Below are 16,847 nucleotides of genomic sequence, written 5' to 3'. Positions count from 1 at the left end.
CGTATACTTGATTTGGTTATGGAGAGGCTTACGATGGCGATTTTGCAATTCACACATGCCTCTATTTTAAATAGCAATGCACAGTTGCTTATTTTACCTGTCAACAATGCTGGTGTCGTTTTAGATCCTGTACTCACACGAGCAAAAACTCTATTCCCTGATAATTATAGTCGCTATCATCGTGCGTGCCGCGATGGTAGTCTGAATGTTGGTAGCTGCTTAATTAATAAGCGTACACGTGAGCAGGTCGGACTTGGTATCAGTAGTAACGGTAACCAGCCAAACTATATTGCCAACCTTGTGATATCAAACCATCCTTATCATCCAGCGCGCACACGTTGGCTGACTGCTGCCTTGATTGATTTGCAACAGCAAATAATGCCGCTTATACGTTACCAAGGCATACGCAGAGTTGCATTGCTTGCGCGGCCACTTATCTCAGGCAGACCACGTGATATCGTATCCAGTGAAAGCACTACAGTAGATACCCTGCCTTTAGACTGGCATGCTGATACTTTGCCATTACTAACTGAGTACTTACAAGACCTACCAAACTTCGTATCGATATACATCTGCCTAAAAGCATTGAGTTATAAATGACCTTTTAGCTAGCCAGTCATCGTCCTTTCGAGAACATAAAAAAAACCGCCTTGAATACTCATAACGAGCATTTCAAAGCGGTTTTTTATTACTTAAACCACATCAGATATTGAGTATTAGTTCTGCTCAACACCTTTCATAGTCAGTTTGATACGACCACGGTTATCAACGTCTTGGACGAGTACTTTAACGATCTGACCTTCTTTTAGGTAGTCTGATACATTCTCTACGCGCTCTTCTGCGATTTGTGAAATATGTACTAGGCCATCCGTATTTGGCAAGACATTTACAAATGCGCCGAAGTCGACGATACGAGCAACGGTACCTTCATAAGTTTTACCAACTTCAACTTCAGCAGTTAGTGCTTCGATTTTGCCGATAGCTGCCTTGGTCGCTGCTTTGTTTTCACCAAAGATACGGATAGTACCTGCATCATCGATATCAATAACCGCGCCAGTTTCTTCCGTTAGCTGACGGATAGTTGCGCCGCCTTTACCGATAACGTCACGAATCTTGTCTGGGTTGATTTCGATAACCGCGTAGTTTGGTGCATGAGCATTGATTTCAGTACGGCTCTCAGGCAATACTTGGTTCATTGCTTCTAGGATATGGATACGACCTGCATGAGCTTGTTTAAGCGCTTGCTCCATGATGTCAGGGGTAATACCTTCGATTTTGATATCCATCTGAAGTGCAGTGATACCATTTTTAGAACCAGCCACTTTAAAGTCCATATCACCTAGATGATCTTCATCACCCAAGATGTCTGACAATACAGCAAAACGATCGCCTTCTTTAACCAAACCCATCGCGATACCAGCCACTGGTGCTTTTAATGGTACGCCTGCGTCCATCAATGCCAGACTTGCACCACAAACAGAAGCCATAGAAGATGAACCGTTAGATTCAGTGATTTCTGATACCACACGAATCACATACGGGAAACGCTCACTATCTGGCAACATCGCTTGTACACCGCGGCGTGCTAGACGACCATGACCGATTTCACGACGTTTTGGAATACCTTCACGGCCCGTTTCACCAACTGAGAAATGTGGGAAGTTATAATGCAGCATGAAATGGTCACGAATCGTGCCACCTAGTGAGTCAATCATGTTGACGTCACGGCTGTTACCAAGTGTGGTAGTAACCAATGCCTGCGTCTCACCACGTGTGAACAATGCTGAACCATGCGTATATGGCAATACACCAACTTGTACGTCAAGCGCACGAACTGTCTCAGGGTCACGACCATCGATACGCGGCTTACCTGACAAGATGTTGTCACGAACAGTACGATATTTAAGGTCGTTATAGATTTCTTTAAGCTCAGATACGGTATCAGCATAAGTTTCTGACTCAGCATCACCAGCAAGTGCATCAATAATTGACTGCTTAATTTCATCAAGCTTCGTGTAACGTGCTTGCTTATCAGTAATGGTATAAGCGTCAGCAACTTGCTCGCCGAACTGCTCTTTCATGCTGCTGGTAAGGGCTTGGTCACGCTCAGGAGCAGAATATTGCTGCTTAGCAGTACCGATCTCTTCAGCCATTGAAGCAATGTTATCAATAACGATTTGTTGTTGCTGATGGCCGTACAATACTGCACCTAACATCTGGTCTTCTGACAGCTCTGCCGCTTCAGATTCAACCATCAATACTGCAGACTTAGTACCAGCCACAACCAAATCTAGATCACTAGTTTCAAGCTGCTCAGATGTTGGGTTTAGAACGTATTCACCGTTAATGAAACCAACACGAGCGGCAGCAACAGGACCATTAAATGGTGCATCAGAAATAGCCAATGCTGCTGAAGCACCGATTAGTGCAGCGATATCTGCAGACTGAGTTTTATCTGATGATACAACTGTAGCGGTGATTTGGATTTCGTTTACGTAGCCTTCTGGGAATAGCGGACGAATCGGACGGTCAATCAAGCGTGAAGTTAAGGTTTCAAATTCGCTCGCACGGCCTTCACGTTTGCCGTAAGCACCTGGGATTTTACCCGCTGCATACATTTTTTTCTTGATAATTAACCGTTAGCGGAAAGAAGTTTTGGCCTTCTTTAGCTTCTGATTTTACGACTGCTGCAACTAATACGGTTACACCGCCCATGTGTACTAAAATAGAGTTTGCTTGACGGGCAATACGGCCTGTCTCAATAACAACCTGCTGGTTGCCATACTGAAATTCACGCTTAATGGTGTTGAACATTGTCATATAATCTTCCTAATGTTGACTGACAAAACTGATATCAGCGTCAAAAAAAGCTGATATCTGTCATTAAAATTCTGTGTATATGCTATCAGTTGCGATGCTTTCTATCAGAAAGCATCGCAACCAATGCCAATAACGTTACTTGGTTATCTCATATATTTATCTGAGTTAGACATCGTACTATTATGTATATTCGGTCGTGCAATTTTGGCTTTACTATAAATACTATCAAAAAGACATTAAGTCAAAAGACTTCGATGCTAAAAACCCTACAGGCTATTTTCTGAACTTTCAAATATCAGCTATCTGCGCTGATTACCAAGCCAAATAATAAGTATTCTATCAATAATCACCATATCTGTAGCAGATGCGCTATCAAACTCACAAGGCATTATTTTACAGTGATTTATAGCCATTGACCAATTAATTGCACAGTAGCGCAATTATCGTCAGAAAATACCGTATTTGAGGCTTGGTTAGTACAGTTTATACCTATATTCCTCTTAACTATTCTATAGAAGGAGTTATAGCTCTTACTATTTGAGCACGGTATCTAAAACGAATAAGCATAAAAAAACGGCGTGAAACTATTCCACACCGTTTTTAGAAAAATCTATTTTATCGATAATAACAAACAATTTCCAAGCGACTTAGCAAAAAAATTCAGCATCCACTCGTACTATTGTCGTTAGATTAACGACGTAGACCCAACTGGCTGATTAGAGTAGTGTAACGACCAAGGTCTTTACCTTTTAAGTAATCAAGCAGTTTACGACGCGTGTTAACCATACGGATAAGACCGCGACGGCTATGATGGTCAGCTTTGTGTGCTTTAAAGTGGTTCTGCAAATCATTGATACGAGCACTCAACAAAGCTACTTGAACTTCTGGAGAACCAGTGTCATTTTCGCCACGTTGGTATTGAGCGATGATTTGTTCACGATCGGTATTAGTTAGCATAAATATCTCCGGCAATGCTAAAAACTTTAAATACAGGCTGCAATTTGAGTCAGTATTAAAGCAATAGAATAATAAATAAAATAACCTGTACGCCATTCAGGACAACCCTGCATTACTAGAGTTGACCTAGTGTACGACAAGCTCAGTTAACAACCATTTAATATATTTTGAATCGTACATTGCATTTAGCTATAGCACTACTTAATCAAAGTAATGGGCTAGTTACAGTACATCATTCAAAACCTAATTTAAATGTGGGGGTAATTATAACAAAAAACTGCTGAACTAGCAGCAGTTTTTCATAATACTTGTAAAGCGACATTTAATTTCTAGTAACTAATATCCTACAGATAACTAGCTATTAACATCCTACCTAAGCAGACTACTTATTAACATCAGATTCTTTTGCATTGCCGCCTAGTTCATCATCTTCAAGAGGCGCAGCAGTAGTAACTTCCGCTAGACTATCTGGGACGGTATGCTCACTTGGATTGATTTCTTCTGCAAGCTTTTCAATCTCTTTTTCCTGCTCGTCCATATTGTTCGGTGAATTACTCATATTAGCTCCTGAATTATTATTTTGTGGACTAACGGTAGTTGCACTCATCGAGCATAAGACGTGCAAACTATAAACGTATTAATGCCACCCTACTACAGGTGGCATATTAAAAACCTACTTATCTTCTTTCGCGCTTTCTAAATTAGCTGCGATACGTTCTGCTGCTGCTTCGCTATTTTCATTGTGATTGTCTTCAGTTTGACCTTTAAGTGCTGCTTCTGCTGAATCAGAACGTTGTTGCTCAAGTTTAGTATCATTTGGGTTAGAGTTTGACATAGTATCTTCCTTAGTTATGATTATGAATATTAGTTGTACAGAGTTGAAATTTAATAGTACTTAGTTGATTAGACTTGTTTAATTAGAAGTCAAAATTCTAAGATAATGCTTTATCTATGGCATCAACAAAATTAGGAATATCGTCTGGGTTACGCGAGGTAATAAGATTGCCATCTACTTGTACTGTCTTATCTACGTAGTTTGCTCCAGCATTTTCTAAATCTAGTCGCAAAGTAGGATAAGCGGTGAGTGTTTTGCCTTTAGCAATACCTGTATTGATGAGAGCCCAAGGAGCATGACAAATAACAGCTAGTGGCTTTCCTGCTTCATTTATAGCATTGATCATTTGATGAGCCTTTTCGTTACCACGAATAGTATCAGCGTTGACAGTACCACCTGGTAACACCAATGCATCATAGTCAGAAACGTTAGCATCTTCTACAAAGATATCAGCAGTAAAAGTATCACTCTTATCTACGTCTTGCTGCATGGCTTGCACTTCTTTTTTTATCATTTGTTGTTATGAGAAGTGTTTTATAGCCTTTGTCTTTTAGCTGATTATTGACGTCTTCATACTCTGCTTGTTCAAAGTGGTTATGTAGTAAAAAAGCGATCGTTTTCATAACTTTCCTTCTTCTTATCTATTAGTTTTTGTGAGCCAGTATATTTTTATAAGTTAGTTTTATTATTGTTTGGCAGTACATTCTCCTTTGAACTATTTTATTTTTGTTCAAATGCGTCCTTTCTGCATTGGTTTTTACTTTTAATTGTTTATCGTTTTAGTTATTAACCTTATGGCAATTTTTTTATTTTTATAATATTTGTCCGTTTTATTTTTTTTAACTCAGCATTCCCTATCTGATGAATCTAGAGTACAAAAAAAACAGGTTTCACCATAGGCGAAACCTGCAATAAAATGTGACGGTATGTGATTAGTGTAAACTATTAGTAAATCAGGTCAATGTTAGGTGGTAATTTCTCTATTTAAGTAACATTGGTGAAAACGTTACTATTAACGCTGAATCAATTTCTTAGGTTGTAGACGTCCGTTTAAGCTCACAGACCCCAAACCGAGAAATTCTCCCTGCTCATTGAGTAAACGTATATCAACAGGTATTTCGTGCTCTAGGAGCTGAGGCGCATCATCAAGTCCAGTATCAGCTTTACCATTGGGACTAGCGTCATCATTAATATCGACAGAGTTATTATTAGCTAGTTGGTCAGAAACCATTCTAGCAACATAATCCTTGAGCTTACCTGTTAGCGCATCAAATACGTTTAGGCGCTGCCCCATATGTACGCGGGCGCATTGCTCATCTGTCAGCATCAGTTCAGCATTGATATCAATACAAGCATCGATAGGCAGTAGCCAAGACTGACGCTCCTCTAGACCATGCTCTTCTAATGAAGATAAAGCGATAGCATCATCAATGCTGAAGTTCCCTACTTGTGTACGACGTAATGCCGTCAAATGTCCTAGTGTACCTAGCTGCTTTGCAATATCTTCCGCTAATACACGTACGTAAGTACCTTTAGTACAAGTAACCGTGAGATTAATCTGGGTATCATCTATCATCTGTAGATTGATTGCTTTAATTGTAATATCTCTGGGCGGCCTATCAACCTCAATACCAGCGCGAGCATATTCATACAGTTTTTTTTACCATCTTTTTTTAGCGCTGAATACATCGGTGGTATCTGCTGCTGAGCACCCAAAAACTGCTGGGCAATAGTTGCCAATGATGCTTCGTCGAATACTGGGATAGAAGCCTGCGTTACAATTTGGCCATCAGCATCACCAGTATCGGTTTGGCTACCTAGCAAGATAGTCGCTTGATAAGATTTATCAGCATCCAGTTGATAATGGCTAAACTTGGTAGCTTCACCCAAGCAAATAGGCAGTAAGCCAGTTGCCATTGGATCAAGCGTTCCTGTATGCCCCGCCTTTTTACTATCGTGTATCGGTGATTTAAATAAATACTTCACTTTTGACACGACTTGCTGCGACGTCATACCTTTGGGTTTATCCACCAGTATGACACCTGAAACTTTTATTTTTTTCAGGTACTTTATTGGCTTGTTTATCAACTTGCTTAGACGCTATAGACATAATAATAATTTACTCGTCATTCTCGTTTTGCTCAGTTTTAGTCACGGCCTTACTAATCAAGTCCATCATGTAGTTACCACGAGCAGTCACTTCATCATAATGAAAACGTAGGCGCGGCGTAGTACGTGTCTTTAAGCTATGGCTTAATTCTGTACGCAAGAACCCTGCCGCTTTATTCAATACTTTGATGCTTTCTTCATGGTTGGTCTTGTTCATAGCATCATTGAGCTCAGGCTCCATGATAGTGACATAGACGTCCGCATAACCTAAATCTGGGCTAACTTTGACACTAGAGATCGTGACAAAACCCGTTAGACGAGGGTCATTGACTTCATCGCGAATAAGAACAGCAAGCTCACGCTGAATCTGATCCGACAATCTTTGTAAACGTTGGTTCATGTTGTTACCTTACTTTAATGGGCTTATTTTATTACTGTATAAGTCTGCTGATTAATAGATGTTGCACTGATATGTGCTAAAAAAGGCCTAGCAGGATGTACCTGTTAGGCCTAAGTACAGCTGAATATTAGCAAAGTATCTAAATAGCTCAGCGGATTACGCATATTGCATTGATACATACTCTGCTATCGAACAGCAGCTTTAGATAGTACGTGCGAACTCTTGGATTTCGAAGACTTCGATCTTATCGCCAGCTTCAACATCATAACCGCGAACGGCCAGACCACATTCCATACCAGTACGTACTTCATTAACGTCTTCTTTATAGCGACGTAATGATTGCAATTGACCAGTAAAGATAACTTGGTCATCACGCAATACGCGGATAGGTTTGTTGCGATAGATTGTACCTTCGACCACCATACAACCAGCAGCAGCACCGAACTTACTAGAACGGAATACTTCACGAACATCTGCAACACCAAGGATTTTCTCACGATGTTCAGGAGCAAGCATACCGCTCATTGCTGATTTAACATCATCGATCAAACCATAGATTACGCTATAGTAGCGAATATCCATGTTAGCAGTATCTGCTTTACGGCGTGCAGTAGCGTCTGCACGAACGTTAAAGCCTAACAGTACCGCTTCACTCGATTCTGCAAGGGTTACGTCAGACTCAGAGATAGGACCAACGCCTGAACTGATCACTCTGACTTTTACTTCGTCAGTAGACAATTCGTTTAGGGCAGCTAGTAGTGCTTCAAGTGAACCACGTACGTCTGTTTTTAGTACGATATTCAAGAATGACACATCGCCTTGGCCCATCTGATCAAACATGCTTTCTAAACGCATGGCATTTTGACGCTCAAGTTGACGCTCACGCTCACGGTTGGTTCTAAAGTCCGCAACTTCACGAGCTTTTTTTTCTCATCCGTTACAACTAGGAACTCACTACCAGCAGCAGGTGTTTCAGGCAGACCCAAAATCTCTACAGGAATAGAAGGACCAGCTGATTTAATACGTTGGCCATGCTCGTCGGTCAATGCACGAACTTTACCATAGTGCTCACCAGCTAGAACCAAGTCGCCTTGCTTTAATGTGCCTTTTTTTAACTAGGACACTAACGACAGGACCACGACCTTTTTCCAGTCTTGACTCAATAACCACACCCTGAGCAGCACCGTCTAATGGCGCTTCTAGCTCCATTAGCTCAGCTTGTAAGCTAATGAATTCTAGTAGGTCTTCAATACCTTCACCAGTTTTGGCTGAGATACGAGCCATTGGTGTATCGCCGCCCCATTCTTCTGAAATAACTTCTTTCGTCGTTAATTCATTAAGAACACGGTCAGGATCAGCGCCTGGCTTATCCATTTTGTTGATAGCAACAATAATCGGCGTACCAGCTGCACGTGCATGATCAATCGCTTCTGCTGTTTGTGGCATCATGCCATCATCAGCTGCAACCACCAATACAACGATATCAGTCGCTTGAGCACCACGTGAACGCATTGCGCTAAACGCTGCGTGACCTGGAGTATCAAGGAAAGTAATAACACCGCGATCAGTTTTTACATGATAAGCACCGATATGCTGGGTAATGCCGCCCGCTTCGCCATTCGCAACTTTCGTTTCACGAATTTTATCTAGTAGTGAAGTCTTACCATGATCGACGTGACCCATGATAGTCACTACTGGTGGACGAGTCTGAACGTTACTACTACGCTCATCAACTGCGTATTGTAAGTCATCTTCAACTTTAGTATCACTAACTGGTACTGGGTTGTGGCCCATTTCTTCAACAAGCAAGCTTGCGGTTGCTTGATCAATCGTATCTGACTCACGAGCCATTTCACCCATTTTCATAAGTAATTTAGTTACTTCGCGAGCTTTAACCGCCATGCGCTGCGCAAGATCGGCAACTGAAATTTGCTCACTAATCTCGACATCATAGACGATTTTTTCGACAGGTTTTTCAAACTTATGCTGTGATGCTTGAGTTGAACGCAAACCGTTTTTGCGGTTTTTGATTTCGCGTTCATCTTGGTTCTTACGACGACGACCACGAGTACCAGTACTGTTCGAACCACGTTTGATTTCGCGACGCTCTTTTTCGAAAGACTCTTCTAGTGCATCACCGACCAAACCTTCAGCCAATGGCTCATCTTTACGTACTTCAGTAACAGGCTCACGATCTGTATATTTACCAGCCATTTTGCGCATCTGCTCAAGTGTACGCTTTTGCGCTTCTTCAGCTTGTGTGCGGCGGGTTTCTAGTTCGATTTCACGCAGACGCGCTTCTTCTTTTTCACGAGTCTCGCGAGCTTTACGTTCAGCAGCGGTTTCAACTTTAGGCTTGGTTGCAGCAACTTTCTTCTTCGGCTGTTCTTTAGGCTTAACTTCAGCAGTCGCTTTACCGCCTTTTTTTGACGACAACTGATGTAGAAATATCATCGTTTTTGTCGTCTGATTTTTTGCTAGAGCCTAAGCTTGCACGCATTGCTGCTAGCGTTGCTGCTTGACGCTCTTCCGCTTTTTTTCTTAGTAGCGGCGCGTTCTTCAGCTTCTTTTGCTGCACGTTCTTGAGACTCAACCAGAGCCTGCTCACGAGCAGCTAGTTCTTCAGCCATCTTTTCTGGATCAGGCTTTTCGAATACTTTCTTTTTACGCACTTCGACGTTAACGCTCTTAGATTTACCAGAAGAGCCGGTCACACGTGCAGTACTGGTCGTCTTAGATTTAAGACTAATACGACGCTTTTCTTGTTGACCATGACTTTGCTTTAAATACGTCACCAGCTTTTCTTGCTCAAGCTCGGTGACTAGGTCATCCTCTGCGCGAGCAGGCAGGCCAGCATCTACTAATTGCTGCTTTACAGCATCTGTAGTTTTGCCTACCATTTCTGCCAGTTCTTTGACGGTCTTATCTGCCATTTATTATCACCTACTGTCTATTATTTGCTATATGTTCAATTCAGTTGTTGGCTACAAATGATTGGGTTAAGGCTGATACTTATAAATAAATATCAGCGCTTTATTCTCAATAGCATATCACCAAAAGACAGCGATATGCAGTTACCGCTTATTCATCGAACCAAGATTCCCGAGCTTTCATGATGAGTTTTCCTGCAGTTTCAGAGTCTAATCCTTCGATATCTTCTAGATCGAAGACGGCTTGTTCTGCCAAGTCATCAACAGTAATGATGTCTTTTTGCGCCATTTTATAAGCCCAACTGACTGTCATACCTTCAAGCTCTTGAAGCTCTTGACTTGGCTCTTTCATGTTCTGTTGTTTGACCAGTTCATCAGCGATGACAACTTCTTTAGCACGCTCTTGAATCATATCAATCGCTTCATCGTCTAGACCTTCGATATCATAGAAAGTCTCAACTGGTACATAGGCCACTTCTTCGATACTGGTAAAACCAATATCAACCAATGCCTGTGCTAAATCTTTATCTACTTCTAGGCGCTCATAGAATAATTCAATAAACGCTTTTGATTCGTTTTGTTGACGTTGTTGATACTCTTCTTCGAGCATCATATTCAGCTTATAGCCCGTCAGTTCAGACGCTAGACGTACGTTTTGACCTTGTGAGCCAATAGCGCGCGCCAACTGATCATTGGTGCTAAAGATAATATCTGCTGTTTGCGTGTCTTCATCTAAGATGATGCTGCTGACATCAGCTGGTTCTAAAGAGCTGATGATGAACTGAGCTGGATCATCTGACCAAACCACAACATCGATACGCTCACCATCTAGCTCTTGCTGTACTGCTTGGATACGTGTACCACGCATACCAATACAAGCCCCAACAGGATCAATACGATGATCGTTAGTCTTCACGGCTATTTTAGCACGAGTACCTGGCAGACGAGCGACGTTACGAATTTCGATAATTTGTTCTGCAATCTCAGGCACTTCTTTTTGCATCAGTGCTGATAGCATTTCAGGATGTGTGCGAGATAACAGTAACTGTGCACCGCGGTTTTCACGGTTCACATGGTACAAGATAGCGTTGATACGCGATTTTGCACGGAGTTGTTCGCGTGGCAACATCTGATCACGTGACAAGTAACCTTCGGCATTGTCACCCAAATCTATGATATAGCCATCACGAGTCTGTTTTTTGACTTCGCCATACATCATCTCACCAACACGCGGCTCGAAAGCATCTGCAACTAATGCACGCTCAGCTTCACGAATCTTTTGGATAATGACTTGTTTGGCTTGAGTAGCAGCAATACGACCAAATTCGATTGATTCAATTTGCTCTTCTTTAATATCACCAATTGACCATTCTTCTTGATCAAGATCTGTGATAGCAAGCTGACAAGCTGGCATTTCATGGTCTTCATCTGCAACCACTGTCCAGTAACGATAAGTATCGTAATCGCCAGTTGCACGGTCGATTGCTACCCGTACAGCCACTTCTGGCTGCTCGTATATACTTTTTTCTTAGTCGATACCACTAAAGCGTCTTCAATTGCTTCAAAGATATCTTCAGGATTTAAGCCCTTTTCATTACTGACAGTTTCTACTACCGTTAAGATTTCACGACTCATGCTATACCTGTCCTATCATTTTTTAATTGACTTAAATTTTATAATTTGGGTGCTGCTATTATATAGTTGCTATAAGCCACATAAGCTATTGGAAGATAAAACTGTCTATCTATAAACAGTTACCCTAGTAAAAACCTAGGCATCTTCATAAATCAAATTGGCTTTATCAATATTACTTAATGCAATCTCAAACTGCTCGCCATCGCTTGACGTCAGTTTTAAAGAGTTTTCATCAATGCTATCTAAAGTACCTGTGGCTTTACGACGTTTTTGATCGCCTGTACCGATAGCTTGAATCAGACGCAAGCTCACAGTTTGACCAACATACGCATGCATCTGCTCATCTGAGAAAAACGCACGATCAAAACCAGGTGAAGATACTTCTAAAATGTACTCACCAGCGATAGGATCATGAACTTCTAAGATACCGCTTACTTGATGGTTTACTGCCGCACAGTCTTCAATCGTTACTTGTTTATCTTGGGCTTGCTCTTCTGGCAATGCCTCAATATAGATACGTAGTAAAGAGCGACGACCTTGTGGCGCAAACTCGATGCCCCATAATGACACATCACAAGCGGCCACGGCAGGGGCAATAATATTAGTCAGTTCTGCAACTTTAGTCGAAAGCTTCATAATCTCTTTGTATTTTCCTATTCACTTATCTATCGTACTTAGTAAACCGTATTAAAGATGAACTCTTATCTATATATAGCAATCTTATAATGATCAGAATCACGGTCAGTATATAATTTTAAATCACAAATATATGATACATATTGTGCATTTATGTAGGGACGAGCGTAAAAAATATCAAGCTCGGCCAAACAATGCTTTTATTATTTATAAAGCACTACTATCGATAAAAGTATGAGGAATAAAAGATAGTGTTGCTTAAGAAGCATCGTGCCGGTAGCGGCCGATGATGACCAGTGACGAGTAATATCGTACTCTATAGACTTAGAGCTTAGCATAAGTAGGATAGATACCGCGATAACACTGACCTTCAGATACAAAAAAACCCACAAACATAATGGTGGGCTAATCGGTACTGACAAATTTAGTGTACAAAACATCAGTATAAAAAGTGGTAGCGGGGGCTGGATTTGAACCAACGACCTTCGGGTTATGAGCCCGACGAGCTACCAGACTGCTCCACCCCGCATCAATCTAGAACGCATATTATAGGGAGGTTCTGTAGAAGTGTCAATACTTTTTTTAAATTAATTATAAAATAAGTATTATCTGCTAAAAATCCAACCTGACGCTATGCTACGTCTGTAAAACTTGGTGCGATTGGGGGGACTTGAACCCCCACAGCTTTCGCCACCACCCCCTCAAGATGGCGTGTCTACCATTCCACCACAATCGCATTGTACTGCTCTGCTTCTATCATCCAGTCTATAATCAATAATGCTTAAGGTAGGCATCTATAGAACAGGAGTTGCGAAAACAGGAAAGCATTGTAAATCTAACCTACCAAAATAGCAAGCGCTGCCTACTTAAAAGAGGCTTACTCAGGATTTTGAGTCAATGGACGCGGCGTTTGCGGTGCTGAAACTGGCGCATCTAGACGAACTGATCTTCTGCTTGCTTACGCGCATGAACAGCAAGCGTCATACTAGTAATAAAAAAATATGACCGTTAGTACTGCCGTAGCACGCGTCAAAAAGTTAGCAGTACCTGCTGCGCCAAACACGGTACCTGATGAACCGGCACCAAAAGAAGCTCCAGCGTCTGCCCCTTTACCATGCTGTATCAGAATCAAGCCGATCATGGCAATGGCCACAATAATATGCAGGGCTAATATAAACGTAAACATGGTGGCCTCTTTTGCCGTGTAATGACGACTGATAACGGAAAATAAAACGTAAGGTTAATAGAATGACAATCGGCATGATCAAATGCCAAATCGACTATATAAATAAGGCGCATTGTACACGATTGCAAGGGCAGTGTTAAACCTACTTTTACTAACCGATAAAACCATACTCTCTATAAGCTATGATCTTGATATCTGAGCGTTATTTATTCATTTAAGCATTGGTTTGGTTGAAGGCATCGGCAATCGCTAGAAAGCTCTCTGCTTTTAATGAAGCACCGCCCACTAATGCACCATCAATCATAGCGTCGGAAGCAAAGCTATTGGCATTATCAGCATTAACACTACCGCCATACAGCACGGTAATCGTATCTGTTGTATCAGCAAAGCTTGCAACCGTTTGCTTAATATACTGATGAGTCTCACTCACTTCTGCCACAGTAGGCACTTTACCTGTACCAATCGCCCATATAGGTTCGTAAGCGATGAGCAGCCTTTCAGATAACGATGATGCTAACTCTGGCTGTTGAGTCAGTAAATCCTTAATAACCGAAAGTTGCTCATTGATAACGTCGAGTGTTTGATCATTGTCATACTGCTCTTGCGTTTCGCCGATACAAAACACCACGCCTAATTTCTGAGAAAACGCATGAGACAATTTGCTTATCAGGCAATCATGAGACTCTTTGTGATATTGGCGACGCTCAGAGTGGCCAAGTAGCGTCCAAGTGGCACCTGCATCTGCTACCTGCTGCGCTGAGCAGTCACCCGTATAGGCTCCTGTACTTGCACTATAAGTACTAACGTCCTGTGCTGCACAGAGTATTGAGCTATCTGCTAGACGCGTACTCACTGTACTTAAATGAACACAACTTGGTGCTACCATTAATTTACAGCGGTTTTTTTGATGCCTGCGAGTTGGCTTGTTCTTCAGTATTAACTTTAGTCAATAAGTCGTCCAATAGTGCATTGACAGCACTGTTAGTCGCAGGATTCTGTTTCCAATTGCCAATTACCCAAGCTTGCATACTTATTTACCTTGTCTCATGTATTCATGCCAATTCGGCTAATATGCGCGTCAGTATAACAAATAATTCGTAAGTGCTATAGTAGCGTGCCACCATGCACAGAATCACTTCTGCAAACTTATCTACATATAGTGCATCAATAGACCATTATTTTTACGAGCTAGTCGTCTAATGGTATATATAATTTTTTTCAAACTAAAGTAAAGTTCTATACTACAGAGTTGATGAAATATAGAGTTTATAAAATCAAATATTGTTGCTGGTTCTATATATAGATATACAGGTAGATAAGATAAACAAAGCAAGACAGTTATAGCGAGTTATCGACTAGCAACGACAAGTATATAGCGGGCAAGACCAAGCAAGTCTACAGAATATTTTGTATCAAAGGAGAGGTTACAATGTCTATCGCAACTAGTAAGTACGGCGGTCTAGCGCAGCAACTGATTAGCGACGGTGTCGTTAGTGAAGCGAATATGAAGACGGCACAAATTGAGTCGCAGCAGCAGCAAATAGGACTGGTACCTTATCTGGTAGACAATAAACTGGCCGATGCTTATTTACTTGCCCAAATGCTATCCCAAGCTTTCGGTGACCCTCTATTTGATCTTGATGCATTAAACGTTGATGTTATTCCAAAAGACTTGGTGGATGAAAAAATCGTTCGCAAGTTTAATGCTTTACCACTCTTTAAACGAGGACAACGTCTATTTGTCGCACTAAGTGATCCCACACGCGTTGACGCTATTGATGCGATTGCCTTTAATTCTCGACTGTCGATAGAAACCATTGTTGTCGAAGAAAATAAGCTCAAAAAGCGTATTGAAAGTGCATACGCAGATACAATGCAAAGCTTTGATAGCTTTTCTAATAGTGATTTAAATGTAGACTTTGAAGATGGTAATGAAGATAAAGAAGATGGCGAAACTCAGCTGAATGACGGCGTCGATGAAGCACCTGTTGTAAAGTTCGTCAATAAAATGTTGGTAGATGCTATCCGTATGGGTGCTTCTGATTTACATTTCGAGCCATATGAAAAGTCTTTCAGAGTACGATTTCGTGTCGATGGCGTCATGCAGAAAATGGCTAATCCACCAGTTCAACTTGCAAATAAAATTGCAGCACGTCTCAAAGTCATGTCGCAAATGGATATCTCAGAACGTCGGGTACCGCAAGATGGGCGTATTAAACTAAAAATTTCTAAAAATAAAGCGATTGATTTCCGGGTAAACTCATTACCAACGTTATTCGGTGAAAAGCTTGTTTTGCGTATCCTTGATCCATCATCAGCCATGCTAGGTATTGATGCATTGGGGTATGAACCAGATCAGCAGGAAATGTTTTTAGAAGCATTGCACAAACCGCAGGGCATGTTGCTTATCACTGGTCCTACTGGTTCTGGTAAGACTGTCTCCCTTTATACTGGTATCAATATCTTAAATACTGGCGCAACCAATATCTCAACGGCTGAAGATCCAGTCGAAATTAACCTTGAAGGAATTAACCAAGTCAATGTCAATGCCAAAGTTGGTCTAACGTTTGCCAATGCGCTCAAGTCTTTTTTACGTCAAGATCCTGATATTGTTATGGTCGGTGAGATTCGTGACCTTGAAACTGCTGAGATTGCTATTAAGGCAGCACAGACTGGACATATGGTTCTTTCTACTTTGCATACCAATTCAGCACCCGAAACACTAACGCGCCTACGTAATATGGGCGTCGCCTCTTTTAATATTGCCACATCAGTCAACCTAGTCATTGCCCAACGTTTGGCACGACGTCTCTGTAAGAACTGTAAAAAAACCTATTAGTATCCCGCGTCAGAGCTTGTTAGAGATTGGTTTTACCGATACTGATTTAGATAACACTGATAATGTCATTTATGAACCAGTCGCTGTAATGAATGCCGTGAAGGTTATAAAGGCCGTGTAGGTATCTATGAGGTGATGAAAGTCAGCCCTGATATTTCACGCATTATCATGGAAGATGGAAATGCAATAGATATCAAAGACGCTGCCATTAAAAACGGTTTCCGCGACCTACGTCGTTCTGGAATTTTAAAGGTGTTGCAAGGTGTCACGAGTATTCAGGAAATGATGCGAGTAACTTCTGAATGATAAGTAAAATTTATAGAATATGTACGATGCATTTTTTTATTCTAACTGCTAATCATTAAATAACTTATAAATCTGTAACTTTCATTATCAGATACTTTTAAAAATAAAACAGATAAACACTGGTTTTTTTACGCTAAAATAAAGTATGCCTGACTGGTATCTTAAGTCTGGTATTCTATTGTAAATTTACAATA

Annotated in this window: 8 protein-coding genes, 2 tRNA genes and 7 pseudogenes; 2 read left to right on the top strand and 15 right to left on the bottom strand. The window is 41.2% G+C overall.

All coding sequences use genetic code 11. The features are described 5' to 3' along the window. Window positions 1-33 precede the first annotated feature (33 nt). The gene (locus tag TT11_RS07805) at window positions 34-600 is read left to right on the top strand and encodes a hypothetical protein (protein WP_261869909.1); all 567 of its coding nucleotides are present in this window, start codon (window positions 34-36) and stop codon (window positions 598-600) included. 116 nt (window positions 601-716) lie between these two features. Here TT11_RS07805 and pnp read toward each other — a convergent pair. The 15 genes and pseudogenes from pnp to tpiA form a co-directional block, all read right to left on the bottom strand. Continuing rightward, a pseudogene (gene pnp, locus TT11_RS07800) lies at window positions 717-2,820 on the bottom strand (polyribonucleotide nucleotidyltransferase). A 690-nt stretch (window positions 2,821-3,510) separates the two neighbouring features. Then, entirely contained in the window at window positions 3,511-3,777 is a 267-nt protein-coding gene (rpsO, locus tag TT11_RS07795; RefSeq protein WP_045443035.1) for a 30S ribosomal protein S15, read from the bottom strand. A gap of 382 nt (window positions 3,778-4,159) precedes the next feature. After that, entirely contained in the window at window positions 4,160-4,336 is a 177-nt protein-coding gene (locus tag TT11_RS07790) for a hypothetical protein (RefSeq protein WP_261869908.1), read from the bottom strand. Window positions 4,337-4,450: 114 nt separating this feature from the next. Further along, the gene (locus tag TT11_RS07785; protein WP_180952660.1) at window positions 4,451-4,612 is read right to left on the bottom strand and encodes a hypothetical protein; all 162 of its coding nucleotides are present in this window, start codon (window positions 4,610-4,612) and stop codon (window positions 4,451-4,453) included. 97 nt (window positions 4,613-4,709) lie between these two features. Further along, window positions 4,710-5,102 carry a DJ-1/PfpI family protein gene (locus TT11_RS07780; protein ID WP_261869906.1) on the bottom strand — a complete coding sequence of 131 codons (393 nt, stop codon included), beginning with the start codon at window positions 5,100-5,102 and terminating at the stop codon, window positions 4,710-4,712. After that, a complete protein-coding gene (locus TT11_RS07775; RefSeq protein WP_261869905.1) occupies window positions 5,083-5,235 on the bottom strand; it encodes a hypothetical protein in 153 nt (50 codons plus the stop codon). Before TT11_RS07775 ends, TT11_RS07780 begins: the two co-directional genes overlap by 20 nt. 389 nt (window positions 5,236-5,624) lie before the next feature. Then, window positions 5,625-6,625 (bottom strand): annotated as a pseudogene (gene truB / locus TT11_RS07770) (tRNA pseudouridine(55) synthase TruB). A 106-nt stretch (window positions 6,626-6,731) separates the two neighbouring features. Next, window positions 6,732-7,121, bottom strand: coding sequence for a ribosome-binding factor A (locus TT11_RS07765; RefSeq protein ID WP_102078739.1), 390 nt, complete (start codon window positions 7,119-7,121; stop codon window positions 6,732-6,734). A 201-nt stretch (window positions 7,122-7,322) separates the two neighbouring features. Continuing rightward, window positions 7,323-10,054, bottom strand: a pseudogene (gene infB / locus TT11_RS07760) (translation initiation factor IF-2). 148 nt (window positions 10,055-10,202) lie between these two features. After that, window positions 10,203-11,686 (bottom strand): annotated as a pseudogene (gene nusA, locus TT11_RS07755) (transcription termination factor NusA). A gap of 135 nt (window positions 11,687-11,821) precedes the next feature. Beyond that, window positions 11,822-12,322, bottom strand: coding sequence for a ribosome maturation factor RimP (gene rimP, locus TT11_RS07750; RefSeq protein ID WP_057757748.1), 501 nt, complete (start codon window positions 12,320-12,322; stop codon window positions 11,822-11,824). Between the two features lie 452 nt (window positions 12,323-12,774). Continuing rightward, a tRNA-Met gene (locus TT11_RS07745) sits at window positions 12,775-12,851 on the bottom strand. A gap of 123 nt (window positions 12,852-12,974) precedes the next feature. Beyond that, window positions 12,975-13,058, bottom strand: a tRNA-Leu gene (locus TT11_RS07740). A gap of 141 nt (window positions 13,059-13,199) precedes the next feature. Beyond that, window positions 13,200-13,508 (bottom strand): annotated as a pseudogene (gene secG, locus TT11_RS07735) (preprotein translocase subunit SecG). 214 nt (window positions 13,509-13,722) lie between these two features. Beyond that, window positions 13,723-14,536, bottom strand: a pseudogene (gene tpiA, locus TT11_RS07730) (triose-phosphate isomerase). Between the two features lie 401 nt (window positions 14,537-14,937). On the opposite strand from tpiA, the pseudogene pilB reads away from it, so the two are divergent. After that, window positions 14,938-16,653 (top strand): annotated as a pseudogene (gene pilB / locus TT11_RS07720) (type IV-A pilus assembly ATPase PilB). Window positions 16,654-16,847: the final 194 nt, after the last annotated feature.

The sequence above is a fragment of the Psychrobacter sp. JCM 18901 genome (assembly GCF_000586435.1).
Lineage (GTDB): Bacteria > Pseudomonadota > Gammaproteobacteria > Pseudomonadales > Moraxellaceae > Psychrobacter.
This window is presented reverse-complemented; position numbering and strand designations above follow the sequence as displayed.

Coding starts and splice junctions, on each gene's coding strand:
- TT11_RS07805 (WP_261869909.1), top strand. CDS start 34: ATGGCGATTTTGCAATTCACACATGCCTCTATTTTAAATAGCAATGCA.
- rpsO (WP_045443035.1), bottom strand. CDS start 3,777: ATGCTAACTAATACCGATCGTGAACAAATCATCGCTCAATACCAACGT.
- TT11_RS07790 (WP_261869908.1), bottom strand. CDS start 4,336: ATGAGTAATTCACCGAACAATATGGACGAGCAGGAAAAAGAGATTGAA.
- TT11_RS07785 (WP_180952660.1), bottom strand. CDS start 4,612: ATGTCAAACTCTAACCCAAATGATACTAAACTTGAGCAACAACGTTCT.
- TT11_RS07780 (WP_261869906.1), bottom strand. CDS start 5,102: ATGCAGCAAGACGTAGATAAGAGTGATACTTTTACTGCTGATATCTTT.
- TT11_RS07775 (WP_261869905.1), bottom strand. CDS start 5,235: ATGAAAACGATCGCTTTTTTACTACATAACCACTTTGAACAAGCAGAG.
- TT11_RS07765 (WP_102078739.1), bottom strand. CDS start 7,121: ATGAACCAACGTTTACAAAGATTGTCGGATCAGATTCAGCGTGAGCTT.
- rimP (WP_057757748.1), bottom strand. CDS start 12,322: ATGAAGCTTTCGACTAAAGTTGCAGAACTGACTAATATTATTGCCCCT.